This window comes from Polaromonas sp. P1_E11, from assembly GCF_056405995.1.
On record NZ_JBFUBA010000001.1, the window covers coordinates 809,567 to 833,670 of the forward strand.

At 62.5% G+C, this 24,104-nt stretch carries 25 protein-coding genes; 24 read left to right on the forward strand and 1 reads right to left on the reverse strand.

Annotation, left to right across the window (positions count from 1 at the left end):
* The first annotated feature begins 50 nt into the window (after window positions 1–50).
* The 8 genes from AC1D11_RS04070 (at window position 51) to AC1D11_RS04105 (ending at window position 6,238) form a co-directional block, all read left to right on the forward strand.
* A complete protein-coding gene (locus AC1D11_RS04070; RefSeq protein ID WP_477647424.1) occupies window positions 51–836 on the forward strand; it encodes a GntR family transcriptional regulator in 786 nt (261 codons plus the stop codon).
* Window positions 833–1,621: a transporter substrate-binding domain-containing protein gene (locus tag AC1D11_RS04075; protein WP_477647423.1), complete on the forward strand. Its 789-nt coding sequence runs from the start codon at window positions 833–835 to the stop codon at window positions 1,619–1,621. The genes AC1D11_RS04070 and AC1D11_RS04075 overlap by 4 nt, the downstream gene beginning before the upstream one ends.
* 129 nt (window positions 1,622–1,750) lie before the next feature.
* A complete protein-coding gene (locus AC1D11_RS04080; protein ID WP_477647422.1) occupies window positions 1,751–2,413 on the forward strand; it encodes an amino acid ABC transporter permease in 663 nt (220 codons plus the stop codon).
* A gap of 21 nt (window positions 2,414–2,434) precedes the next feature.
* On the forward strand, window positions 2,435–3,115 hold the full coding sequence (locus AC1D11_RS04085) for an amino acid ABC transporter permease (protein WP_457279229.1): 681 nt from the start codon (window positions 2,435–2,437) through the stop codon (window positions 3,113–3,115).
* The gene (locus tag AC1D11_RS04090) at window positions 3,105–3,884 is read left to right on the forward strand and encodes an amino acid ABC transporter ATP-binding protein (protein ID WP_477647421.1); all 780 of its coding nucleotides are present in this window, start codon (window positions 3,105–3,107) and stop codon (window positions 3,882–3,884) included. The genes AC1D11_RS04085 and AC1D11_RS04090 overlap by 11 nt, the downstream gene beginning before the upstream one ends.
* A gap of 12 nt (window positions 3,885–3,896) precedes the next feature.
* A complete protein-coding gene (locus tag AC1D11_RS04095; RefSeq protein ID WP_477647420.1) occupies window positions 3,897–4,565 on the forward strand; it encodes a DUF1989 domain-containing protein in 669 nt (222 codons plus the stop codon).
* A gap of 199 nt (window positions 4,566–4,764) precedes the next feature.
* A complete protein-coding gene (locus tag AC1D11_RS04100) occupies window positions 4,765–5,931 on the forward strand; it encodes an MFS transporter (protein ID WP_477647419.1) in 1,167 nt (388 codons plus the stop codon).
* Window positions 5,932–5,959: 28 nt separating this feature from the next.
* Window positions 5,960–6,238: a hypothetical protein gene (locus tag AC1D11_RS04105; RefSeq protein ID WP_477647418.1), complete on the forward strand. Its 279-nt coding sequence runs from the start codon at window positions 5,960–5,962 to the stop codon at window positions 6,236–6,238.
* 33 nt (window positions 6,239–6,271) lie between these two features.
* Here AC1D11_RS04105 and AC1D11_RS04110 read toward each other — a convergent pair whose 3' ends face one another.
* The gene (locus tag AC1D11_RS04110) at window positions 6,272–7,330 is read right to left on the reverse strand and encodes a DMT family transporter (RefSeq protein ID WP_477647417.1); all 1,059 of its coding nucleotides are present in this window, start codon (window positions 7,328–7,330) and stop codon (window positions 6,272–6,274) included.
* Window positions 7,331–7,459: 129 nt separating this feature from the next.
* Between AC1D11_RS04110 and AC1D11_RS04115 the strand changes: the two genes are divergently transcribed.
* From AC1D11_RS04115 to AC1D11_RS04190, 16 genes are all read left to right on the forward strand, one after another.
* Window positions 7,460–7,897 carry a hypothetical protein gene (locus tag AC1D11_RS04115; RefSeq protein WP_477647416.1) on the forward strand — a complete coding sequence of 146 codons (438 nt, stop codon included), beginning with the start codon at window positions 7,460–7,462 and terminating at the stop codon, window positions 7,895–7,897.
* Between the two features lie 113 nt (window positions 7,898–8,010).
* The gene (locus AC1D11_RS04120) at window positions 8,011–8,346 is read left to right on the forward strand and encodes a hypothetical protein (RefSeq protein ID WP_477647415.1); all 336 of its coding nucleotides are present in this window, start codon (window positions 8,011–8,013) and stop codon (window positions 8,344–8,346) included.
* Between the two features lie 8 nt (window positions 8,347–8,354).
* Entirely contained in the window at window positions 8,355–9,524 is a 1,170-nt protein-coding gene (locus tag AC1D11_RS04125; protein WP_477647414.1) for a TolC family protein, read from the forward strand.
* A gap of 26 nt (window positions 9,525–9,550) precedes the next feature.
* Window positions 9,551–10,936: a multicopper oxidase family protein gene (locus AC1D11_RS04130; RefSeq protein ID WP_477647413.1), complete on the forward strand. Its 1,386-nt coding sequence runs from the start codon at window positions 9,551–9,553 to the stop codon at window positions 10,934–10,936.
* A gap of 21 nt (window positions 10,937–10,957) precedes the next feature.
* The gene (locus AC1D11_RS04135; RefSeq protein ID WP_477647412.1) at window positions 10,958–11,545 is read left to right on the forward strand and encodes a Spy/CpxP family protein refolding chaperone; all 588 of its coding nucleotides are present in this window, start codon (window positions 10,958–10,960) and stop codon (window positions 11,543–11,545) included.
* Between the two features lie 63 nt (window positions 11,546–11,608).
* On the forward strand, window positions 11,609–12,127 hold the full coding sequence (locus AC1D11_RS04140) for a cupredoxin domain-containing protein (RefSeq protein WP_477647411.1): 519 nt from the start codon (window positions 11,609–11,611) through the stop codon (window positions 12,125–12,127).
* Window positions 12,128–12,149: 22 nt separating this feature from the next.
* Complete coding sequence (locus AC1D11_RS04145) at window positions 12,150–12,632, forward strand: DUF411 domain-containing protein (protein ID WP_477647410.1); 483 nt, start codon at window positions 12,150–12,152, stop codon at window positions 12,630–12,632.
* Between the two features lie 58 nt (window positions 12,633–12,690).
* Window positions 12,691–12,942, forward strand: coding sequence for a copper-binding protein (locus tag AC1D11_RS04150; protein ID WP_477651163.1), 252 nt, complete (start codon window positions 12,691–12,693; stop codon window positions 12,940–12,942).
* Window positions 12,943–13,090: 148 nt separating this feature from the next.
* Window positions 13,091–14,488 carry a TAXI family TRAP transporter solute-binding subunit gene (locus AC1D11_RS04155; RefSeq protein WP_477647408.1) on the forward strand — a complete coding sequence of 466 codons (1,398 nt, stop codon included), beginning with the start codon at window positions 13,091–13,093 and terminating at the stop codon, window positions 14,486–14,488.
* A 246-nt stretch (window positions 14,489–14,734) separates the two neighbouring features.
* Window positions 14,735–15,712, forward strand: coding sequence for an ABC transporter permease (locus AC1D11_RS04160; protein WP_477647407.1), 978 nt, complete (start codon window positions 14,735–14,737; stop codon window positions 15,710–15,712).
* Window positions 15,713–15,782: 70 nt separating this feature from the next.
* Window positions 15,783–17,366 carry an ABC transporter substrate-binding protein gene (locus AC1D11_RS04165; protein WP_477647406.1) on the forward strand — a complete coding sequence of 528 codons (1,584 nt, stop codon included), beginning with the start codon at window positions 15,783–15,785 and terminating at the stop codon, window positions 17,364–17,366.
* Window positions 17,367–17,599: 233 nt separating this feature from the next.
* Complete coding sequence (locus AC1D11_RS04170) at window positions 17,600–18,517, forward strand: ABC transporter permease (protein ID WP_477647405.1); 918 nt, start codon at window positions 17,600–17,602, stop codon at window positions 18,515–18,517.
* Between the two features lie 128 nt (window positions 18,518–18,645).
* Window positions 18,646–19,623 carry an ABC transporter ATP-binding protein gene (locus tag AC1D11_RS04175; RefSeq protein WP_477647404.1) on the forward strand — a complete coding sequence of 326 codons (978 nt, stop codon included), beginning with the start codon at window positions 18,646–18,648 and terminating at the stop codon, window positions 19,621–19,623.
* A 107-nt stretch (window positions 19,624–19,730) separates the two neighbouring features.
* Entirely contained in the window at window positions 19,731–20,723 is a 993-nt protein-coding gene (locus AC1D11_RS04180) for an ABC transporter ATP-binding protein (protein ID WP_477647403.1), read from the forward strand.
* Window positions 20,724–20,777: 54 nt separating this feature from the next.
* Window positions 20,778–21,986, forward strand: coding sequence for a M20 aminoacylase family protein (locus tag AC1D11_RS04185; RefSeq protein WP_477647402.1), 1,209 nt, complete (start codon window positions 20,778–20,780; stop codon window positions 21,984–21,986).
* A 210-nt stretch (window positions 21,987–22,196) separates the two neighbouring features.
* Window positions 22,197–23,960, forward strand: a complete 1,764-nt coding sequence (locus AC1D11_RS04190; protein WP_477647401.1) for a sensor histidine kinase — start codon at window positions 22,197–22,199, stop codon at window positions 23,958–23,960.
* Window positions 23,961–24,104: the final 144 nt, after the last annotated feature.

A 24,104-nucleotide genomic window follows, 5' to 3' on the forward strand; every position in this document is an offset into this window, starting at 1 on the left:
GTTAATTGAACCAGTTTGGCAGCTGGCACGAGATATGCACTACAGGGTGCATGGCCACAGCCTCCGACATCTCCAACCGCATCATTGAAGCCGTGATGGCGCAAAAGCTCGCGCCCGGCGCGCGCCTGGGCGAGCAACAACTGGCGATGCTGTTTGACTGCAGCCGCACCATCGTGCGCGAAGCCCTCACCCGCCTGGCGGTGCGCGGCATTGTCACCGTCAGCAGCCGGCGCGGCTGGTATGTGATTGAGCCTTCGCAGGAAGAGGCTCGCGAAGCCTTCGAGGCGCGCCGCGTGATCGAGATGGGCCTGATCCGCTGCACCGGTGACGTCAGCAAGGCCGCCATCAAGCAGCTCAAAAGCCACCTCACCCGCGAGAAAGCCGCCGTCAAGGGCGACGACGTGGGCCTGCGCAGCTTCCTGCTGGGTGACTTTCATGTGTGCCTGGCCGAATGCCTGGGAAACAGCCTGTTGGCCGATACCCTGCGCGACTTCACCGCGCGCACCACACTCATTGCCATGCTCTACCAGTCGTCGCACGATGCGGCGCAATCCTGCGAAGAGCATGTGCAGATCGTGCAGGCGCTTGAAAAGGGTGACCTGGCCAAGGCCGAAAAACTCATGCAGGCCCATATCGGCAGCGTGCAGGCCGCGCTCAAACTGCAAACCAGCGCCGGCGACCCGCTGTCGCATCTGCGCAGTGCATTAAGTCCACTGGATGCGCAAAGCCCCAGCAACAAGGCCGCGCCGTCGCTGCCCTCCCGTGTTCGCAAGCCCGGCCGTGCTTCGGCCAAACCCACTGACGATTCCTCAACTTACCTTGGAGCCCTTCTATGAATTCCAGCAAACGCGTTTTTTCTCTTGCCCTTGCCGCAGCCGCCGTGCTGGGCGCAACCGGTGTCCATGCACAGACTGCGCTGGACGACATCATGAAGGCCAAGGAAATCAAGATCGCCATCCCGACCGACTTCCCGCCCTACGGCATGGTGGGCACTGACCTGAAACCCCAGGGCCTGGACGTGGAAATGGCCGGCTACATTGCCCAAAAACTCGGCGTAAAAATCGAGCTCGTGCCTGTCACCAGCGCCAACCGCATCGCCTACCTGCAAACCAAGAAGGCCGACCTGGTGATCTCCACACTTGGCAAAAACCCCGACCGCGAAAAAGTCATCGACTTCACGGTGGCCTACTCGCCCTTCTTCCAGGCGGTGTTCGGCCCCAAGAGCGTCAGCGTCAAGTCGTTTGCCGACCTTTCCGGCAAGAGCATCAGTGTCACGCGCGCCGCGCTGGAAGACCAGGAGCTGAGCAAGGTTGCACCCGCCGGCGCCGACATCAAACGCTTTGAAGACAACAACACCACCGTGTCGGCCTACACCGCAGGCCAGGTGCAACTGATCGCCACCGGCGCGTCAGTCGCCGGCAACATGATGGCCAAGAACCCGCAACTGAACACCGAATACAAGCTGTTGCTCAGCGACAGCCCCAACTTCATCGGCGTGGCCAAGGGTGAGGACAAGCTGCGCCTGAAGGTCAATGAAGTGATTGCAGAGGCCAAGAAAAATGGCGACCTGGACAAGATCGCGATGAAGTGGCTGGGCCGCCCTGCCGGGAATCTTCCCTAACCCCCGTTGCGGTTCGCTTCGCGTAACCGCCTCCCCCCTTGCAGGGGGCGCCGCTTGTGGCCCGGCTAAGCCGGTTCCACTGCGGCCACTGGCAGGGAAGGCAATCGTCGTTCAACAGGAGAGCACCAGATGCGCGTTGAGTTGGATTTCATGGCCGTGCTGTCGCAATGGCCGCTGCTGGCCATTGGCGTTGCGTGGACGCTGGGCCTGACGGCGATCTCGTCGGTGCTCGGCATGTTCATGGGCATGGCGTTTGCCTGGGCGCGTGCCAGCGGGCCAACGTGGCTGCGCTGGGTGGTGGGCACGTATGTGGAACTGATCCGCAACACGCCATTTATCGTGCAGCTGTTTTTTATCTTCTTCGGCCTGCCGGCCGCGGGCTTCAGGCTCTCGCCTGAGACGGCCTCGGTGCTGGCGATGGTGATCAACCTGTCTGCCTACGCCACCGAGATTATTCGCGCGGGCGTTGAAGCCACGCCGCGCGGGCAGATTGAAGCGGCCGAAAGCCTGGCGCTCAACCGGGTGCAGATTTATACCCGTGTGGTGCTGCCGCCGGCACTCAAGAAGGTCTGGCCCGCCATGGTGAGCCAGATCATCATTGTGATGCTGGGTTCCGCGGTGTGCGGGCAAATCTCGACGCAGGAGCTGTCTTACGCCGCCAACCTGATCCAGGGTCGCAACTTCCGGGCGTTTGAGGCCTTCATCATCGCCACGCTGATTTATCTGGTGCTCTCCGTTGCGGTGCGAAAGCTCCTCAACTGGATGGGACCCCGGTTCCTCTTCGGTCGCTAACTGGAAAGGCCGGGTAACACCATGATTGAATTTTCTGTCTGGGACATCTTCCGCAACCTGCTGCTGGCGGCGCGCTGGACCGTTGTACTCTCACTCGTCGCCTTCATAGGCGGCGGCATCGTCGGCATGCTGTTGCTGGTCGGCCGGCTGTCCGCCACCCGCGCGGTGCCGGGCGCACAAAAGGCCGCGCTCATCACGCGCCGCGCGCTGGACGGCTATGTGCTGCTGTTCCAGGGCACGCCGCTGCTGATGCAACTCTTCCTGGCTTACTTCGGCCTGGCGCTCTTCGGCATCAATGTGCCCGCCTGGGTGGCCGCCGCGGTGGCGCTGACGCTTTACACCAGCGCCTACCTGGCCGAGATTTGGCGCGGCTGCGTCGACGCCATTCCGAAAGGCCAGTGGGAAGCCGCGCAAAGCCTGGCGCTCAACTTCGGCGAGCAGCTCAAGTACATCGTGCTGCCGCAAGCCGTGCGCATTGCCGTGCCGCCCACCGTGGGTTTCCTGGTGCAGGTCATCAAGGGCACGGCGCTGGCCTCGGTGATCGGTTTTATCGAACTGACCAAGGCCGGCACCATGATTACAAACGCCACCTTCAAACCCTTTGTGGTGTACAGCTGCGTCGCGCTGATGTACTTCGCCCTGTGTTTCCCCGTGTCCCTGTATGCCCGCAAGCTTGAGAGGAAAGCCCGAAATGGACGCTAACGTCGCACCACCAGCCGCCGCAACAACTTCGTCCGACAGGACTCTTGTCGAGATCAATCAACTTCGCAAAAGCTTCGGAGCCAACGAGGTCTTGAAAGGCATTGATCTGGAGGTCAAGGCCGGCGAGGTGATCGCCATCATCGGCAAAAGTGGCTCGGGAAAAAGCACGCTGCTGCGCTGCATCAACGGGCTGGAAGTCTTTCAGAGCGGCACGCTGCGTGTGGACGGCAAGCACCTGTTGCATGACAGTCCACAGGTCATGCGCGAACTGCGCCAGCACGTCGGCATGATTTTCCAGAGCTTTAACCTCTTCCCGCACCTGACGGTCGGCAAAAACATCATGCTGGCACCCACGCTGGTCAAGAAAACGGCGGGCGCTCCCGCCGAAGAACATGCGCGGGCGCTCCTGCAACGTGTGGGCCTGGCCGAAAAATTCGAGGCCTGGCCCGACCAGCTTTCGGGCGGGCAACAGCAGCGCGTGGCGATAGCGCGCGCACTGGCCATGCAGCCTTCGGTGCTGCTGTGCGACGAGATCACCTCCGCACTGGATCCGGAATTGGTGGGCGAAGTGCTACAGGTCGTGGAAAGCCTGGCAGCCGAAGGCATGACGCTGCTGATGGTGACCCACGAAATGAACTTCGCGCGCAAGGTGTGCGACCGCGTGGTGTTCATGCACCAGGGCCGCGTGCACGAGATCGGGCCGCCTGACGAAGTGTTTTCGAATCCACAAACCGCCGAGCTGAAGCAGTTCCTCGGCATGATCCAGTAACCCGGGAAATCCATGAGACCTTCCGCGACGCCTGGCACGCTGCATATTCCCGCCGGCCACGGCAAGGCGCTGCGCCTGAAGGCCGGGCAAGCCGTGAAGGTCATCAACACCCATGGCACGCAGGTGGTCGATTGCTGGGCCTTTAACGCCTACGACCTGAACGAATTCATGTGCATGGAAACCACCCGCGTTTGGAACCAGCACCTGAATCCCGTCGTCGGCGACTCTTTCGTCACGAACCAGCGCCACCCTATCCTCACCGTGGTGGAAGACAGCACGCCCGGCGTGCACGACACCTTCATGGCCGCCTGTGACCGCCGCCGTTATGAACTGCTGGGTGTCAAGGGCTACCACCGCAACTGCTGCGACAACATGTTTGAAGGCATGTTCGAGCTTGGCCTGACGCCTCCGCGCGCCATCCTCGCTTCGTTCAACATCTTCATGAACATCCGGGTGCAGCCCGACGGCATCACACTCAAAACCTTGCCCACCGTGACGAAAGCCGGCGACTCGATCACGCTGCGCGCCGAGATGGACTGCTTTGTCGCGTTTTCCGCCTGCCCGCAGGACATCGTGAAAATCCAGGGCGCGGGCGACAACACGCCGCAGCCGGTAGACCTGGAAGTGCTGCAAAGCACATCAACCCTGCCCGCCAGCGGGCCCTGGATCCCGCAAACCTGACGGGGCCGCGCCAGGCCGACTTTCCCCCGCTCCTGCAGGGTTGGGTGAGTTCCCGCACAATAGCGGGGATGTCTTTTTGTTGCTCTCAATTTGATAGCTGCTTGCGCTCGTTCCTGTTGGGCTGAAGGCCAATTTGTTGCCCAACCGCTCGCCCGCAACATGACTACGCCCCGATCTGCCCACCGGACTCCCGCTGCCCATGACTGCCATGCCGCCCATTCTCTATTTCTTCGCCCTGTGCAACCTGGTGATCGGCAGCGGGGCTTTTGTGCTCGGCGGCATCCTGCAGCCCATGAGTGCCTCGCTGGGCATCAGCGTGGCGGCCGCCGGCCAGGCCATGACGGCATACGCCATTGCCACCGCGGTGCTGGCGCCCCTGCTCATCATCCTCACCGCCAGCTGGCCGCGCAAACGCGCCGTCCAGCTGGCACTCAGCCTGTTTACGGCCGGTTGCCTGGTTTGCGCACTCGCGCCCAACTTTCCCCTGCTGCTGATGGGCCGTGTGCTGATGGGAGCAGGTGCCATGTTCACCGCCGCGGCATCGGCGCTGGCGGTCAGCATGGTGGTGCCGGCCCTGCGCGGCCGGGCGCTGTCCATCACCTTCCTGGGCATGAGCATCAGCTACGCCGTGGGCCTGCCGGTCGGCGCATGGCTGGGCTTTGAGTTTGGCTGGCGCGTGCCGGTCTGGCTGTCGGCTGGGGCCAGCCTGGCTGCGCTGGTCGCGGCGAGCTGGCTGATCCCGGCCGACATGGCCAGCGCAGGCACCAGCTTTGCGGGTTTTCGCGCCGCAGCGCGCCAGCCCGCGGTGCTGCGCGTATGGGGCCGCACGCTGCTGTATTTCATCGCCATCTTCAGTGTTTTTGCCTATGTCGGCCCGGTACTGCAGGCGCTCAATCCCATGAGTTCAGCGCAGCTTTCCGCCACGCTGGCCGTATTCGGCCTGGCGGGCGTGGCCGGCACGCTGATGGGCGGCTGGGCCACCGACCGCTTTGGCGCACTGCGCAGCATGCGCGTGCAGCTGGCTGTACTGGTGGCGATGATGTGCCTGCTGCCGCTGACACGCGGCCATGTGCCGGCCACCATGGCCGTGCTGGTTCTGTGGGGCATTGCAGGTTTCGGGCTGATGGCACCGCAGCAAAGCCGGCTGGCTACCTTGTCGCCCGCGCAGGCGCCGCTGCTGCTCAGCCTCAATGGCTCCATGCTGTATGTGGGCACGGCGCTGGGCGCCGTGGTCAGCGGTGCGGTGCTCGATCAGGTGGGTTTTGCGCAGCTGGGCTGGGTCGGCGTGCCTTTTGGTTTGCTGGCCATGTTGACGCTGGTGTTCGACCGCATGCCGGCCCGGGTACAGGTGTCCGCCGCCGCCTGAACGTCCCTTCAAACTCCACAACCAGACCATGACACCCCAACAGCAACTCGAAGCACTGCAAGCTGCGCTGCAGCAACTGCGCAGTGATGGCATTCGCGTGGGCGCGTTTGCACAACTGGCCGCGCAGCAGCAAAGCCTTGCAGCTGCCTTGCCGGCCCGCTTCAATGATGTGCTGTCGCAACTGCTCAACCGGCTGGAGTCCGCCGCGCTTTTCACAGAAGAAAGCTGCTCCTTCAGCCAGAAGGAATTGCTGGACAGCCTGCAGCTCTGGATCGACAAGGCGCAGCTGCAACTTCAAAACGCCTGAGACCTGTTTGCGGTCTAAACGAGGCCGTCTTCTTCAGCCGCCCGAATGCCCGTGACGGTGATGGGCGTCAGGGTAGTGCGCATGGCTGTGGGCCAGGGGCTCATGGCGGTGGCGATGTGAATGCATTCCTGGAACCGCCTGCGCATGCTCATGCGGGTGATGCGCGTCATGCGCATGCAGGTGTTCATGTTCCAGCGCTTCGTGCCGATGCATGTGAGCATGATGCTCGGTCAGGTGCAGCCAGATGCCGATGGCCATCAGCAAGGCGGCGCCCATCAGTTGCCAGGTGACGGGCTCGGCAAGAAACACCACGGAAAACAGCGCGCCCACAAAAGGTGCCGTCGAAAAGTAGGCGCCGGCCCTTGATGCCCCCAGGTGCCGCAAGGCCACCACAAAAAGCGCCAGGCTCACGCCGTAGGCCAGCAGGCCGACCGCCATCGCGGCCGAGATTTGTACCGCACCCGGCAACGCCGCGCCCGCCACAAAAGCCAGCAGCAGATTGGTCACGCCGGCTGCCAGTCCTTTCACGCAGGCAATCCATGACGCATCCACCAACGACACCTTGCGCGTGAAGTTGTTGTCCAGGGCCCAGAAAAAACACGCCAGGATCACGGCGAACGCGGGCCACAGCGCGCTGAATGTTGACCCCGCCGTGGCCGCTGCCCGCTGCGGCCAGCTCAGCAGCACGGCACCCGCCACGATAGCGGCCATGCCCGCCGCAATACGGCGGTCAAAATTTTCCCTGAACACCATCCATGCGAGCACGGCGGTCAATACAGCCTCGGCATTGAGCAGCAGTGCCGCATGGCTGGAAGGCATGGCTGACAGGCCGTGCATCAGCAATACCGGCGCCAGGCCGCCGCCACATAGCACGGCCGCGGCCAGCCATCGCCCCTCGCCGGGGTTCAGGCGTGGCCGGGCAGCACCGCGCAGCCGGCGATAGATCGCCAGCCCCAGACCGGAGCCCAGGTACAAAAGCCCGGCTAGTATCCAGGGGTTGACCTGGCCGAGCAGTGACTTGGCCAGCGGCGTGCCCGCGCCGAACAGGAAAGCCGAAGCCAGGGCGGCTGCGACGCCGGGTTTCAAAAGCATGGAATGAAGTTTCAAAGGACGAATCTACTTGTCATGAGTGATCTTGACAGTTTCCACTGCCGGCCTTGCGATGGCAAGCTTGATGGGTTTGCGCGGGAACTTTTTAAACGCATGGCCTATCATTCACCCATGCGCCACCTGCTCCTCGCCCTGATGATCGCCCTGCTGCCCTTGCGCGGCTGGGTAGGCGATGCAATGGCGACGCAGATGGCCGCGGCCCATGTGCAACACGGGCAGCTTGTTTCCGCGGAACACTCCGCTACCAAAACGATAGCTGCTTCCGCTCACCATATGGGGGCCGAGGGCCATTCAGGTCACGAAGAGACGTCGCCCGAAGCCACCATGGCCATGCACGACTGTGCCGGGCACACCACCGACAGCGGCACTCCGGCGAATGATGCGGGTTGTGAATCCTGCGCGGCCTGCCAGGCCTGCCATACGGTGGCACTGTCGCTTGCTGCGCCAGACCATAGTCCCGTTTTCAAAGGGCGCAGCCTGCTGCGTCCAGCGTCAGACCAGTTCGCCAGCGCCGACGCTGCGCTGGGCCAAAAACCACCCATTTCCTGATCTCCAGGCCCGTACTGGGCCTGTACTTGCCGTCCGGCGGGGCCTTTCAGGCTCTTCACGCCGGATACCCGCGATTTTCCGCAAATCGCCCCGCTTGTATTCAGGAGATTCTTGTGACCATTCGTTTCATTTTCGGCCCGCGCGTAGCGCTGGCCCTCGCGCTGTTTTTCGTCGGTTCTGCCGGGGCCCATGCGCAGGCAGATCCCTACCCCCGGGTGAACCCCAGACCCACCGAAGAGGCTGCCAGCCCAGGCACGCTGGTGCCAGCCATCACGTACCAGTCCGTATTTGTGAACCGTCCGCAGGGCGTGGAGCCGGCCAGCGATGACTGGAAAAAATCCAACGCCACTGCGGGCCAATTCAAAAAGGGGCATGCCGACCTGCTGAAATGGGAAGAGGCCCAAGCACCACGAATTGAACCTGCGGCGCCCGCCGCCCCGAAACCATGAGGCCCGGCATGACCTCCGCTGCCGCCCAACGCCGCATCGCTCCACGTTTGGGGTCATTGGCACTGCTTATGCTGGCCCTCACGGGCTGCACAACGGCAGTGCCGGATGGCGGCATGAGTGGCTTGCAAGCATTGGCCACCCCTCAACCGGGCGGCTCCGGCACGACGCCTCCTGTGCTCATCGCTCGGCCGGGCAAAGACACCAGCGCCGCCGTTGCCGACCTGCTGAAAGGCCTGCTCGGCGCAGAAAGTGCGGTGCGCATTACGCTGCTCAATAACCCCGGCTTGCAGTTGTCGCTGTCCGGCGAAGGCGTCAACATCACGGATGCCGTGTCGGCCAGTCCGGCAAAACTCAAGGCCGCGCAAGACATCACCCTGCTGTCCAGCGAAACCCGTAAAGCCTGGATCAATGCGGTGGCCGCCGCGCAGACAGCACGCTTTATGGAGGAAGCCAGGGAGAACGCGGAGGCCGCCGGCGAGCTGGCGCGCCGCATGGCACGCACAGGCAACTGGAGCAAGCTGCAACAGGCCCGCGAACAGTTGCTGGTGGCCGAGGCCACGGCGCAATTGGCGCGTGCACGCCAGGCAGCGTTCAGCGAGCGCGAAAAGCTCGTGGTGGTGATGGGCCTGTGGGGCGCGCAAGCCGGCTTCACCTTGCCTGAGCGGCTACCCGACCTGCCGCCAAAAGCGGAAGACCTGCCGGATATAGAAGGACGCGTGTTGCAGCAGCGGCTGGACCTGCGCCTGGCGACTGCGCAATGGGCAGGGCAACGCGCCATCCGGCCCCAGCCCGGTGCCGGCGGCCTGTGGGACACCCTGGGTGATTCAGCCCGCGTGCGCGAACTGGCAGTCAGGGCGCGCAGCGAAGCACGCGAGGCTTACCACGGCTACCGCACGGCTCACGACCTGGCACGCCACTACCAGACGGAGGTGATGCCGCTTTACCGCTTCATCCAGGATGAAACGGTGCTGCGCTACAACGGCATGCTCACCAGCGTCTTTGACCTGCTGGCCGGCGCACGCGCGCAGGCCCTGGCCGCTGCCGAAACCATCGAGGCGCAACGCGACTTCTGGCTTGCCGAAGCCGACCTTCAGGCAGTGCTGGCCGGCGCATCGCCCGGCCCGGCCGCGTCCAGGTCTTCCGGCAAAACCGGCGCCGCTACGGCCGCAGCGCACTGAGCGCACATCCCAACACGAGGAATCCCATGAACCGACGAAACTTCTTTAACCGCACGGCACTGACGGCGGTTGCCGCAGCGTCCGTCAGCAAGGTGGCGATGGCCGCGCTGCCGGAACCCGTGACGATGAACAAGGCCGACACCGCGCCGCCCCTGGTGCCGCCGAACGGTCGGCCCTACAACCCGGTCGTCACCCTGAATGGATGGACGCTGCCCTGGCGCATGAACAACGGCGTGAAAGAATTCCACCTGGTCGCAGAGCCGGTGGTGCGCGAAATGGCCCCAGGCTTCAAGGCCCACATGTGGGGCTACAACGGGCAGAGCCCGGGTCCCACCATTGAGGTCGTCGAGGGCGACCGCGTTCGCATATTCGTCACCAACAAACTGCCCGAGCACACCAGCGTCCACTGGCATGGCCAGCGCCTGCCTAACGGCATGGACGGTGTGGCCGGGCTGAACCAGCCGGCGATCCCGGTGGGCAAGACGTTTGTGTATGAGTTCGCGGCGCGGCGCCCCGGCACTTTCATGTACCACCCGCATGCCGACGAAATGACGCAGATGGCCATGGGCATGATGGGTTTCTGGGTCACACACCCCAGGGAAAAACATCCGCTCATCGACGTCGTCGACCGCGACTTCGTGTTCCTGCTCAACGCCTACGATATCGAGCCCGGCAGCATGACACCGAAGATCATGACCATGCTGGACTTCAACCTGTGGAGCTGGAACAGCCGCATCTTCCCCGGCATTGACCCGCTGGTGGTGCGCAGGAACGACAAGGTGCGCATACGTGTGGGCAACCTCACCATGACCAACCACCCGATGCACCTGCACGGGCATGAGTTCACGGTGACCGGCACCGACGGCGGCCCCACGCCGCGGCCGGCCCGCTGGCCGGAAGTGACGACGGATGTTGCCGTGGGCCAGATGCGCCAGTTTGAATTTCTGGCCGACGAGGAAGGCGACTGGGCTTTTCATTGCCACAAGAGCCACCACACCATGAACGCCATGGGTCACGACGTGCCCACCATGATTGGCGTGGATCACCGCGGCCTCGTCAGGAAAATCCAGAAGGCTGTGCCCGACTACATGGTGATGGGCGAACGCGGCATGGCCGACATGGGCGAGATGGAGATGCCGATCCCCGACAACACCGCGCCCATGATGACGGGCAAGGGCCCCTACGGCGGCGTGGAGATGGGCGGCATGTTCAGCGTGCTCAAGGTGCGCGGGGACCAGAAGCCCGGCGACTACAAGGATCCGGGCTGGTACCGGCAGCCGGCCGGCACGCAGGCTTATGAATGGAAGGGCGCGCTACCCGACCCCACCCGGCCCCAGCCTGGCAATGCGGCCGCACCTGCGGGCGGCACTGAAATCAACATCCGCAAACCCCAGGGCCATACCGGCCACTGACCCCGAACCTTGAGGAACACCATGAAAACCCAAAACGCTCTTAAATTGATAGCTGCTTGCACTTTGCTGTCGAGCGCTACAGCCCTGTTTGCCCAGCACGGCCAGACAAGGGGTGAAAACCCCGCAGCAAGTCCTTACGCGGGCCAGCAGGCGCGCGGCATTAAAGCCCTGTCGGCGGCGCAAACCGCTGACCTTCTGGCCGGCAAAGGCATGGAACAAGCCAAGGCGGCCGAACTGAACGGTTACCCGGGGCCCATGCACGTGCTGGAACTGGCCGGCCCGCTGGCGCTGAGCGCCGCGCAAAAGCAGGCCAGCGAAGCACTGATGAACCAGCACAAGGCCGAGGCCCGCGCGCTGGGCGCCAGGCTGGTGGAGGCCGAGCGTGACCTGGACAGCGCCTTTGCCGGCAGGCAGGTGAACACGGCACAGGTTGATGCCCTGACCCGGCAGATTGGCCTGCTTCAAGCCCAGTTGCGTGCCTCGCACTTGCATACGCACTTGCAACAGGCCGGTTTATTGACACCGCAGCAGATAAACCTTTACGCGGATTTGCGCGGCTACAGCGATGCGCCGGACGCGGCGGCCGGGCATCCCGGGCATCAACATTGATTTGACTTTGAACTTGACCCCTTGAACTTCGACCCTTTAACTTTCATTCGCAAGGACTACACCATGAAACCGCTTGTCCCGTTCCTCAAAACCTCCTTTTTTGTCGCCGCTCTTGCCTCCGTTCTGGCAGTCTCTGCTGCACCGGCCTTCGCCCATGGCGATGCCGCCCATAGTCCCAAGGCAACCCCAGTGGCGAAAGAGCAAAAGCCATGGGGCATTGCGGGCGACGCCAGCGCGACCACACGCACCGTCACGCTGGTCATGGACGACAACATGCGGTTCACACCCGACAAGCTCTCATTCAAGCAGGGCGAAACCGTGCGTTTTGAAATCAGGAACCGCGGCAAACTTTTGCATGAACTGGTGATCGGGACCCAAAAGGATCTCGACGAGCACGCGGCGATGATGGTGAAGTTTCCAGGCATGGAGCATGACGAGCCCTACATGGCGCATGTGCCGGCGGGCAAGTCGGGTGGACTGGTCTGGACATTCAACCGCACCGGTGAATTCGATTTCGCCTGCCTGATCGCCGGCCACTACCAGGCAGGCATGGTGGGCAAGATCACTGTTGCGGCCCGCTGATCCGTTCACACAAGGAGTGCACATGATGCAAAGACGACAGCTCATCCAGGCGACAGCCGCGCTTGCAAGCGCTTCAGCCCTCACCCCGGCACTGTGGGCCCAGACCCAAGTACCCGTCGAAGTCTGGAAAGACCCTGACTGCGGCTGCTGCAAGGACTGGGTGGAGCACCTGCAGGCCAACGGGTTCCAGGTTCGCATTCACGACAGCGGCAACACGGCGGCGCGGACCCGGCTCGGCATCCCGGAAAAGCTCGGCTCCTGCCATACCGCTGAAGTCAGCCTGGCCGGCAAGCGCTACGCACTGGAAGGCCATGTGCCGGCCCGCGAGATCTACCGCCTGCTCAAGGAAAGCCCACGGGCCGTGGGCCTGGCCGTTCCCGGGATGCCGGTGGGGTCGCCCGGCATGGATGCACCGCTTTATGGCGGACGCAAGGACCCATATGACGTGCTGCTGGTTCACCGCGATGGCAGCACCCGCATTTACCAAAGCTACCACCGCACCTGAAAGGATTCCCATGAAATGTTTTAACCGTATAGGGGCAGCCCTCTCTGCTGCACTGGCAATGTCACTCGCTCTGGCGCAGGCGGCCTTGCCGCTGACTGAAGGCGAAGTCCGCAAAGTCGACAAGGAGGCCGGCAAGATCACCCTCAAACACGGTGAGATCAAGAACCTGGACATGCCCGGCATGACCATGGTGTTCCATGTCAAGGACCCCGCCATGCTGGAAACCGTGAAAGCCGGGGACAAAGTCAGTTTCACGGTGGACAGGATCAACGGGGCCTTCACCGTCATGTCCATTGAACCCGGCAAATAAGGCAAATAAAAGGCCTGCTGGATCGGTCGCCGGGTTACTCTCATTTTGATAGCTGCTTGCGCCCGTCCTTATTGGCCTGCAGGCCATTTTTACCAATGGACAAACTTTGCCTGCAGGCCGGCAGCGGCCTCATGCTATGGTTCGGCGCATGCCTAAGACCATTCGCTATACCCTGTTGTCCCTGCGCGATCTGTGGGTCTCCGCCGGCCCGTTCATCCTGCTGGCGGCGGCGCTGCTGGTATTGGCCTATTGGTGGCTGGACCCGAACCCGCCCAAGCGGGTGACCTTGGCGACCGGCCCGGCGCAAAGCGCTTACGAAGAATTCGGCAAGCGCTACGCCAAAGCGCTGGCGTCGGAGGGGATCGATGTGGTCCTGGTACCCTCGGAAGGCTCAGCCGCCAACCTGCAGCTGCTGCGGGAAGGCAAGGTGGACGTCGGTTTTGTCCAGGGCGGCACCAGCGACTACAGCGCCCAGGATGAAGAAGACCTGTCGTCGCTGGGCAGCCTGTTTGTGGAGCCGCTCTGGTTGTTCTACCGGGAGGATGCGGCGCGCAAAGTAGCTGCCGCAGCACGGGCGGCGAAGGCGCCAGGCAGCCGACTCGCCCCAAAGGCAGACTCCGCGGACACGGGTGAAGACGCCAGCCTCACATCGCTCACGCAATTGCAGGGCCTGCGTGTCAACCTGGGCACGCCAGGCAGCGGCGTTCCCAGCCTGATGGCGAAACTGTTCGACAGCAACCGCATCGACCCCGCTACGATGAAAGTCTCGAGGTTGGAGCAGACGCCCGCGACCGTGGCCTTTCTGGGCGGCGAGCTGGACGCGATTGTTTTCGCCTCTGCCCCGGAGTCGCTGATGGTGCAGATGCTGCTGCAAACCCCCGGCGTGAAACTCATGAATTTCGCCCAGAGCGAAGCCTATTCGCGGCGCTTTGCATTTTTGACGCCGACCCGCCTGCCACGCGGCGTGGTGGATCTGGCGGGCAATATTCCGCCCGATGACGTACGGCTGGTCGCGTCCACCACCTCACTGATCACGCGCTCCGGTACCCACCCCGCGCTGCAGCAGCTGCTCGCCCAGGCCGGCAACGACATCCATGGCGGGGCCGGCTGGTTCAAAAGCGCCCGCGAATACCCGAACCGTGACAACAGCGAATTGCCCATTGCCAAGGAGGCCGAGCGCGCCATCAAGAACGGCACCCCCGTACTGCAGCGCTACCTGCCCTTCTGGGTGGCCAACCTGGTCGAGCGGATGTGGCTGGCGATGGGGATCATCATCGCCATCATGCTGCCGCTGTCGCGCATCATCCCGCCGCTGTACGCCTTTCGTGTGCGTTCACGCATCTTCCGCTGGTACGGCCAGCTGCGCGACATCGAAAACCGCGTGGAAAGCTCCGGGGAAAACAGCGGCAACGCGGCCTTGCTGGAAGAACTCAACAGCCTGGAAAGCCGCGCCGAAAAAATCACCGTTCCCCTGTCTTACACCGACGAGTTGTATGCGCTGCGCAGCAACATCCACCTGGTGCGCAAAAAACTGCAACGGCTTTGAGGGCCAAACGCCGGACTGCCTGACCCAACTGCCCCCCAAAAAAATCCAGTCCCTGCCGTGCAAAGCCCCCGCGGCACCGCACTGAAATAAAGCCTGACGCAGCCCCCCAAAAAAGCCGGAAGCGCCGATTTGGGGCGGGTCACAGTAGATTGACGCAGATTGCGAATTTCTTTAACCCTAAAGTAAACCCCTGTGTCGGCACGACTGTTGCTCTGCTAGTATCGTCCGACACTTTTTCTTTGGCCGATGCTTGCTTTTATTCTGCGCCGCCTGATCCAGGCCGTGATCGTGATGGTCGTGGTCGCCTTGATTGCCTTCATGCTCTTTCAGTATGTCGGCGACCCGGTGGTGTTTCTTCTGGGGCAGGACGCTACACCCGCGCAGATCAGGCAGCTGCGTACCGACCTGGGCCTGGACCGGCCGTTTATCGTTCAGTTCTGGCATTTCCTGGTCAACGCCGCGCAGGGCGAATTCGGCCTGAGCCTGCGGCAGGGCGCCAAGGTGTCGCGCCTGATTTCCGAACGCTTCCCCGCCACGCTGGAGCTGGCGCTGGTGGCGGCCCTTTTGGCCCTTCTCATCGGTATCCCGATGGGGGTCTATTCGGCGCTGCGCCGCGGCTCGTTCCTGAGCCAGGTGTTCATGACGGTGTCCCTGCTGGGTGTTTCCCTGCCCACTTTCCTGATCGGCATCCTGCTGATCCTGGTGTTCGCCGTGGGCCTGGGCTGGTTCCCGAGCTTTGGCCGTGGCGAGACGGTGCAGATCGGCTGGTGGAGCACAGGCCTCTTCAAGGCCGATGGCTGGCACCACATCGTCCTGCCGGCCGTGACGCTGGCAGTCTTTCAGCTCACGTTGATCATGCGGCTGGTGCGCGCCGAAATGCTGGAGGTATTGCGCACCGACTACATCAAGTTCGCGCGGGCCCGCGGCCTGCCCGACCGGGCCATCCATTTCGGCCATGCCTTGCGCAACACGCTGGTCCCGGTGATGACCATCACCGGCCTTCAACTGGGCGGGCTGATCGCCTTTGCCATCATCACCGAAACCGTGTTTCAGTGGCCTGGCATGGGCCTGCTGTTCATCCAGGCAGTGACTTTTGCCGACATCCCCGTCATGGCCGCTTACCTGTGCCTGATTGCGCTGATTTTTGTGGTCATCAACCTGGTCGTCGACCTGCTCTACTTTGCAGTGGACCCCAGGTTGCGCATCGGCAATTCCGCCCACTAGTCGTACTTTTACGCCCCGTTTTAACCCCGCGACGTCCTCATCCCTTCCCAGCTTCCATAAGGAGTTCCTGATGAAATTCAAGCCCAACCTGCTTTCAGCTGCCGTGCTGTGCACCCTCGCCGCCGCCAGTTTTGCCGCCTCGGCGCAAACCCTGCGGGTCGCCAACCAGGGCGACGCGCTGTCCATGGATCCACACTCATTCAATGAGTCGCTGCAGCTCAGCGTGACGGGCAATGCGTTCGAAGGGCTGGTCATTCGCAACAAGGACCTGAGCCTGGCACCAGGCCTGGCAACCTCCTGGAAACAGACCTCACCCAATGTGTGGCGCTTTGAGCTGCGCAAGGGCGTGCAGTTTCATGACGGAACCCCGTTCACCGCCGATGACGTGGTGTTCAGCATTAACCGCACACAGGCTGACGGCTCCGACATGAAGAGCTACACCAACGACCTCAAGGAGGTGCGCAAGGTCAACGACTACGCGGTGGAGATCGAGACCAAGACGCCCTTCCCCATCCTGCCCGAAGTGCTGTCGCTGGTTTACATCATGAGCAAGAAATGGTGCGAAACCAACCAGGCGACCAAACCGGTGGACCGCCGTAAAGGCATTGAAAACGCCGCGTCCTTCCGTGCCAACGGCACCGGCCCTTACCGGGTACGGGAGCGTCAACCCAATGTGCGCACCACCTTTGTCCGCAACGGCACCTATTGGGGCAAGATTGAAGGCAACGTTCAGGAAGTGATCTACACGCCCATCGGCAACGACGCCACGCGCGTGGCAGCCTTGCTGTCCGGTGAAGTCGACGTGATGGAGCCCGTGCCGGTGCAGGATATTGACCGCGTCAACAGCAACGCCGCAACCCGTGTTCTGGCCGGACCAGAGCTGCGCACCATTTTCCTGGGCATGGACCAAAAACGCGACGAGCTCCTGTATTCCAGCGTGAAGGGCAAAAATCCGTTCAAGGACAAACGCGTGCGCCAGGCCTTCTACCAGGCAATCGACATCGAAGGCATCAAGAAAACCGTGATGCGCGGCGGCTCCAACCCGACGGCGTTGCTGATCGGCCCCGGCATCAACGGCTTCCAGGCCGACCAGAACAAGCGCTTGCCTTATGACCCAGAAGCGGCCAAAAAGTTGATGGCAGATGCCGGCTATGCGAGCGGCTTTGAAGTGTCCATGAACTGCCCGAATGACCGTTATGTGAACGACAGCCGGATTTGCCAGGCTGTGGCCGCCAATCTTTCGCGCATCAACGTCAAGATCAACCTCCAGGCTGAAACCAAAGGCACCTATTTCCCCAAGATTTTGCGCCGCGACACCAGCTTTTACATGCTGGGCTGGACACCCGGCACCTATGACGCCCACAACGCACTGAATGCCCTGGTCGCCTGTGTCGACGACAAAGGCACCGGCCAGTTCAACCTGGGCGCGTATTGCAACCCGAAAGTTGACGAGCTGACCAAAAAGGTTCAGTCCGAAACCGACAAGGCCAAGCGCAATGCCATGATTAAAGAAGCGTTCGACATCCACGGAGCCGACGTCGGCCACATACCGCTGCACCAGCAGTCGCTGGCCTGGGGCATGAACAAAAAGGTCGAGCTGGTTCAGCTGGCCGACAACTTCATGTTCTTCAAGTGGATGACTGTAAAGAAGTAGCCCCCCCTGTCGCCTTCTCGCTTCGCGTAGCCCCCACAGGGGACAACAGCAGCGGCCCGGCAAAGCCGGTTCCGCGCTGAAGGTAACCTCCCCCCTGTTGCCTTTTCGCTTCGCGTAACGGCCTCTCCCCTGCAGGGGACAACAGCAGCGGCCCGGCAAAGCCGGTTCCGCGCTGTTGCTGGCACAGGTCTCGCTTTGCTCGTCTTTGGTTGTATGGATTGCTCTTTCTTTTGATGACAAAAACTCTTGCGCGCTGGTTTGACAGCGATGTGGGCCACAGCTTTCGCACCTCGCCGGTTGCGATGGTGGCGGCTGCCATTGCGCTGGTCTGCATTTTTTGCTCGGTGTTTGCGGGCTGGGTGGCCCCGCACGATCCGTTCAACCTGAGCACGCTGGAGCTCAGCGATGCGCGCCTGCCGCCGGCCTGGAGCGCGCAGGGCAGTTCGAAATACCTGCTGGGCACCGACGATCAGGGGCGCGACATTTTGTCGGCGCTGATGTATGGCGCGCGCATCTCGCTGGTCGTGGGAGTGGCCTCTGTCATCCTGTCCATGCTGGCCGGCGTGTCGCTGGGCTTGCTGGCAGGCTTTCGCGGCGGCTGGATCGACTCGGCCCTGATGCGCGTATGCGATGTGATGTCGTCTTTTCCACCCATCCTGGTCGCGCTGCTGATCGCCGGTGTGGGCCGCGCGGTGTTCCCGGATGCAAGCCAGCTCCTCGCCATGGGCGTGCTGATTCTGTCTATTTCGATGGGGCAGTCGGGCTGGGTGCAATACGCGCGTACCGTGCGCGGCTCCACCATGGTGGAACGCAGCAAGGAATATGTACAGGCCGCACGCGTCACCGGTGTCACGCCCCTGCGCATCATGCGGCGCCATGTGCTGCCCAATGTGATGGGGCCGGTGCTGGTGCTTGCCACCATCCAGGTGGCGACTGCCATCATCACTGAAGCCACCCTCTCTTTCCTGGGCGTGGGCGCGCCGCCCACCTCACCCTCGCTGGGTACGCTGATCCGCGTCGGCAACGATTACCTGTTCTCGGGCGAGTGGTGGATCACCGTGTTTCCGGGCCTGATGCTGGTATTGATTGCGCTGAGCGTGAACCTGCTTGGTGACTGGTTGCGTGATGCCCTCAATCCCCGTCTAAGGTAGGCCGAAAAATGAATGCCCCCACGCTTGTCACTTCGTGTACTACGCTGCCCCAGAGGGAGCGCATTTTTCCTTGGGGCGGCCCGGCAGAAAAACCTTACTCATCGCTCACTTCGTGAGCTGAACCGTCAATGAGTCTTTTACAAATCAAGAACCTGGTGGTCGAGTTTCCCGGCCGGCGTGGCACGCTGCGTGCACTGGACGACATCACGTTTGACATCGCACCCGGAGAAATTCTTGGCGTGGTTGGTGAATCGGGCGCGGGCAAGTCCTTGACCGGCGCAGCCATCATCGGCCTGCTGGAGCCGCCCGGGCGCGTGGCGGGCGGCCAGATCCTGCTCGAGGGTGAGCGCATCGACAACCTGCCTCATGAGCGCATGCGCCATATCCGGGGGCGCAAGATAGGTGCGATCTTCCAGGACCCGCTAACCTCCCTCAATCCGCTCTACACCATAGGCCGGCAGTTGGTGGAAACCATCCAGGCGCATTTGCCTGTCAGCGCGCAGGAAGCCCGGGCGCGCGCCATCGAACTGCTGGATGACACCGGCATTCCCGCCGCCGCACAGCGCATAGACCACTACCCACACCAGTTCTCGGGCGGCATGCGCCAGCGCGTGGTGATCGCCCTGGCCCTGGCAGCCGAGCCCAAGCTCATCGTGGCCGACGAACCGACCACCGCCCTTGACGTATCGATCCAGGCACAAATCATCACCCTGCTCAAAAACATCTGCAGGCAGCGCGGCGCCGCCGTCATGCTGATCACCCACGACATGGGCGTGATCGCCGAAACCTGCGACCGTGTGGCCGTGATGTATGCCGGGCGGATCGCCGAGATAGGCCCGGTGCACCAGGTGATCAACCACCCCTCGCACCCCTATACGGCGGGCCTGATGGCCGCGATCCCCGACATCACCGTGGAGCGTGAGCGCCTCTACCAGATCGATGGTGCCATGCCTCGCCTGAACGCCATTCCCCGGGGCTGCGCCTTCAACCCGCGCTGCCCAAAAGCCTTCGACCGCTGTCGCCAGGAGCGGCCCGACCTGATGCCGGCCGGTGCCACGCGGGCGGCCTGCTGGCTGCATGACACGCACGCCGGGGTGGCGGCATGAGCGACATTTTGAGCACGTCCCAAGTCAGCGCAGGAGAATTTTCCGCCGGGCCGCCCCAAGGAAAATCGGCCCCCTCGGGGGGCAGCGAAATACGCGAAGCGACAAGCGTGGGAGCGTTAGTCCAAGCCCACGACCTTGCGAAAACCTTCGATGTGTCGCCACCCTGGTTGAACCGGGTGCTCGAGCGCAAGCCCAGGCTGCTGCTTAAAGCCGTGGACGGCGTGAGCTTCGACATCGAAAGAGGCAAGACGCTGGCACTGGTGGGCGAATCAGGCTGTGGCAAAAGCACCGTAGCCCGCCTGCTGGTAGGTCTCTATGAACCGACGCGCGGTGGATTGACCTTTGACGGCCAGGATGCGCATGCCGCTTTCAAGACACCCCAAGGCCGGCAATTGCGCAGACGCATCCAGATGATTTTTCAGGACCCCTATGCCAGCCTGAACCCGCGCTGGACGGTGGAAGACATCATCGCCGAACCATTGCACGAGCATGGCATCCTGAGTGACAGTGCAGCACTCAAGGAACGCGTGGACGAACTACTGAGGTCGGTGGGCCTGTCTGCGCTGGACATGCCCAAGTATCCGCATCAATTCTCGGGCGGGCAGCGCCAGCGCATCTCGATCGCACGCGCGCTGGCCACGGAGCCCGAGTTCCTGGTCTGCGACGAGCCGACCTCTGCGCTGGACGTGAGCGTGCAGGCACAGGTGCTCAACATCATGAAAGACCTGCAGCGAAAACGCGGCCTGACTTACCTGTTCATCTCGCACAACCTCGCAGTGGTGCGCCACGTGAGCGACCGGGTCGGTGTGATGTACCTGGGCCGCCTGGTCGAGATGGCCGACAAGCACAGCCTGTTCGACACACCGCGCCATCCCTACACACGCATGCTGCTGGATGCCATCCCCAAGATGCACGACACCGGCCGGGCCCGCACGCCAGTGTCGGGTGAAGTGCCCAACCCGCTGAACCCGCCCAGCGGCTGCGCCTTCCATCCGCGGTGCCCGCATGCCAATGCACGTTGCAGCAACGAACTGCCGCAACTCCTTGCCGTGAACCACATGCGTGTGGCATGCCATGCCGTTGAAGAGGGTCGAATTTGAATTCCTGCACGACCGGCCCGGTCTGGTTAACATGTTTTTTTAAGGAAAATTGTCATGAAAATCATTGACTCCATCCTGGCAGAAACTGCCGAAATCGCCGCCCTTCGACGGGACATCCATGCACATCCTGAGCTCTGCTTTCAGGAAGTACGCACTGCGGACGTAGTGGCCCAAAAACTTGAATCGTGGGGCATCCCTGTTCATCGCGGCATGGGAACCACGGGCGTGGTGGGTATCGTGCACGGACACGACGGCGGCGCTTGCGGCCGTGCAGTGGGCCTTCGCGCCGACATGGACGCGCTTCCAATGCAGGAGTTCAACAAGTTTTCCCACGCGAGCAAACACGCCGGAAAGATGCACGCCTGCGGCCATGACGGCCATACCGCAATGTTGCTGGCTGCGGCGCATCACCTCGCCAAAAACCGCGACTTTGAAGGCACGGTCTACCTGATCTTCCAGCCGGCCGAAGAAGGCGGCGGGGGCGCACGCGAGATGATCAAGGACGGCCTGTTCGAGAAGTTCCCGATGGAAGCGGTCTTCGGCATGCACAACTGGCCAGGTGCGCCTGTAGGCACATTCGCCGTCAGCGGGGGGCCGGTGATGGCTTCGAGCAACGAATTCAGGATCACCATACGCGGCAAAGGCAGCCATGCCGCCATGCCGCACAACGGTATAGACCCGGTGCCAGTGGCCTGCCAGATGGTGCAGGGCTTCCAGACCATCATCAGCCGCAACAAGAAGCCGGTGGACGCAGGCGTCATCTCGGTAACCATGATCCACGCGGGTGAGGCGACCAACGTGGTGCCCGACTTCTGCGAACTGCAGGGCACGGTGCGCACCTTCAGCATCGAGGTGCTGGACCTGATCGAAAAGCGCATGAAAGAGGTTGCCGAGCATACCTGCGCTGCCTTTGAGGCGCGCTGCGAGTTCAGGTTCACGCGCAACTACCCGCCTACCGTCAATAGCCCTGCCGAAGCCGATTTTGCACGGCAGGTGATGGGCGACATCGTCGGGCCGGCCAATGTGCTGGCGCAGGAGCCCACCATGGGCGCTGAGGATTTCGCCTACATGTTGCAGGCTAAGCCCGGCGCCTACTGTTTTATCTCCAACGGCGACGGCGCACACCGCGAAATGGGCCATGGCGAAGGGCCCTGCACGCTGCACAACCCGAGCTACGATTTCAACGATGACCTCATTCCGCTGGGTGGCACTTACTGGGTGCAGTTGGCCACGCGCTGGCTGGCTACAAAGGTAAAGGGCTGAACGTCAGCGGTGCGGAAAACACCATGGTATGCGTGCGGCTTTTTCAGGCCGAGCGCCTCCGAGCATCCATGGAAGCCGGGAAAAAAATGAAGCTGGCCACAGGGAAAACGCCACGATACATGCGTGTGTGCGCCCCCACCAAAGCCGCATAATGAAACCCAGGCGCAGCCATCACGGCAGCCACCTTCTACGAAGCACGAAAGCCGCGCCATGCCGTCCGACGCCGACCTGCAACTCCAGCTCAAGCAGCTGCAACAGCAATACTGGGCGTTGGAGGCCGACTACCGGAATTTGCAGCTTGAAAAGCAGAAGCAGGAAACCTCCGCCAGCCTGTGGCTGGAACAGCGAACCCGCGAGCTACAGGCCGAGGCACAGGAGCAAAAAAAAGCTGAAACCCTGCAACGGGTCTTCTACCGCATTGCCGAGCGGGCGGCCGCAGATCTCTCTTTCTACGATTTCCTGCAGTCGGTTCACGGCTTGCTGGGAGAGCTGCTGTATGCCAAAAACTGCTATGTGTGCCTGTACGACGCGCAGAAACACCGAAAAGATTTCCCCTATTACGTGGATGAGCGCGATGGCGATGCGTTGCAACTGAGCAATGTGCCGTACCGCAGGGGCCTGACCGAATTTGTCCTGAGTACCGGCAAGCCGCAAATTATTGACACCATGCGCCTCAAGGTACTGGAAGCCGCTGGTGACGTGACGGAAGGCAGTGGCGACATGACGTTCAGTTCCTGGCTGGGCGTGCCCATGCACATACGCGGCGCCATTGGCGGCGTACTCGCGGTGCAGGGCTATGAGCCGGGCGTGGCCTACAGCGACTCGGACGCCGATATCCTCTCCTTTGTCGCCAACCACGTCAGCAGTGCGATTGAACGCTATCAGGCGCTGGATGAATTGCGTAAATCGGAAGAGCGCTACCGCACGGTGATTGAAAACGTCGGTGTCGGCGTGGTGGTGGTGCAGGACGGCCGCATGGTATTTGCCAACCCCAGTCTGGAGCGCATCGTGGGCCACCCTCGGGAGTACCTGCTGTCCCAGCCCTATACGGCGACCGTTCACCCCGACGACCTGCCGGTCATGCGCGATCGCCACGAACGCCGGTTGCGCGGCGACGAGGTGGATTCGATGTACGGCTTTCGCGTGATCACCCAGACCGGCGAAGTACGCTCGCTGGAGCTTTCCGCCGTGCAGATCGAATGGGGCAAGCGCGAGGCGACGCTCATCTTCGTGGTGGACGCCACGGCCCGCCTGCAGGCCGAGCTGACGCAGCGCCAGACCCTGCAGCGGCAGACCGAGCTCAATGACATGAAGTCGCGCTTCATCTCGGTGGCCTCACACGAATTCCGGACGCCGCTGGCCTTCATCCTGTCGTCCGCCGAACTCCTCAAGCACTACGGCGACCGCCTGCCCGAGCCCGAAAAAGCCGACGTCATAGCCACCATAGAAACCGGCGTGCAGCGCATGACCCAGATGCTGGACCGCGTGCTGCTGCTGGGCAAGGTGGAAGCGCAAATGCTGGCGTTCCAGCCGGCGGAGATCAATCTGCAACTGCTTTGCCAAAACCTTGTGGAGGATGCGCGCATCCAGCATTCAGAGGCGGGCTGCGAGCTGGCCCTGGAATTCGAGGCGCGGCCGGAGGCCGGGCTTTTTGATGAAAAGCTGCTGCGCCATATCTTCGGCAACCTGCTGTCCAACGCCATCAAGTATTCGCCGCAAGGCGGAAAAGTCTCTTTCCGTGTGTTTTCGTCAGAGGGACGTGTGGCCTTTGAGGTGGCGGACCAGGGTATAGGCATTCCGGCCGAAGAGCTTCCCCACCTCTTCGAATGGTTCCATCGGGCCAGCAATGTCGGCGAAATCCAGGGCACGGGCCTGGGGCTGGCCATCGTCAAAAATTCGGTTGACCTGCACGGCGGCCACATCAACGTAACCAGCGTCGTGGGCCAGGGCACGCGCTTTACCGTCACGATCTGAGTCGCGGAACCTGGCCAAACTTGCCCGCGCACCGGGCAGATTGGGGAAACCGGGGTAAGGCTATAAGATGGGCACCAGCCCGGCACTGCGACAGAGCCTGCTAGCTGGTTCAGGGAAATCAGCCCCGCCAACGACGAAATGCGG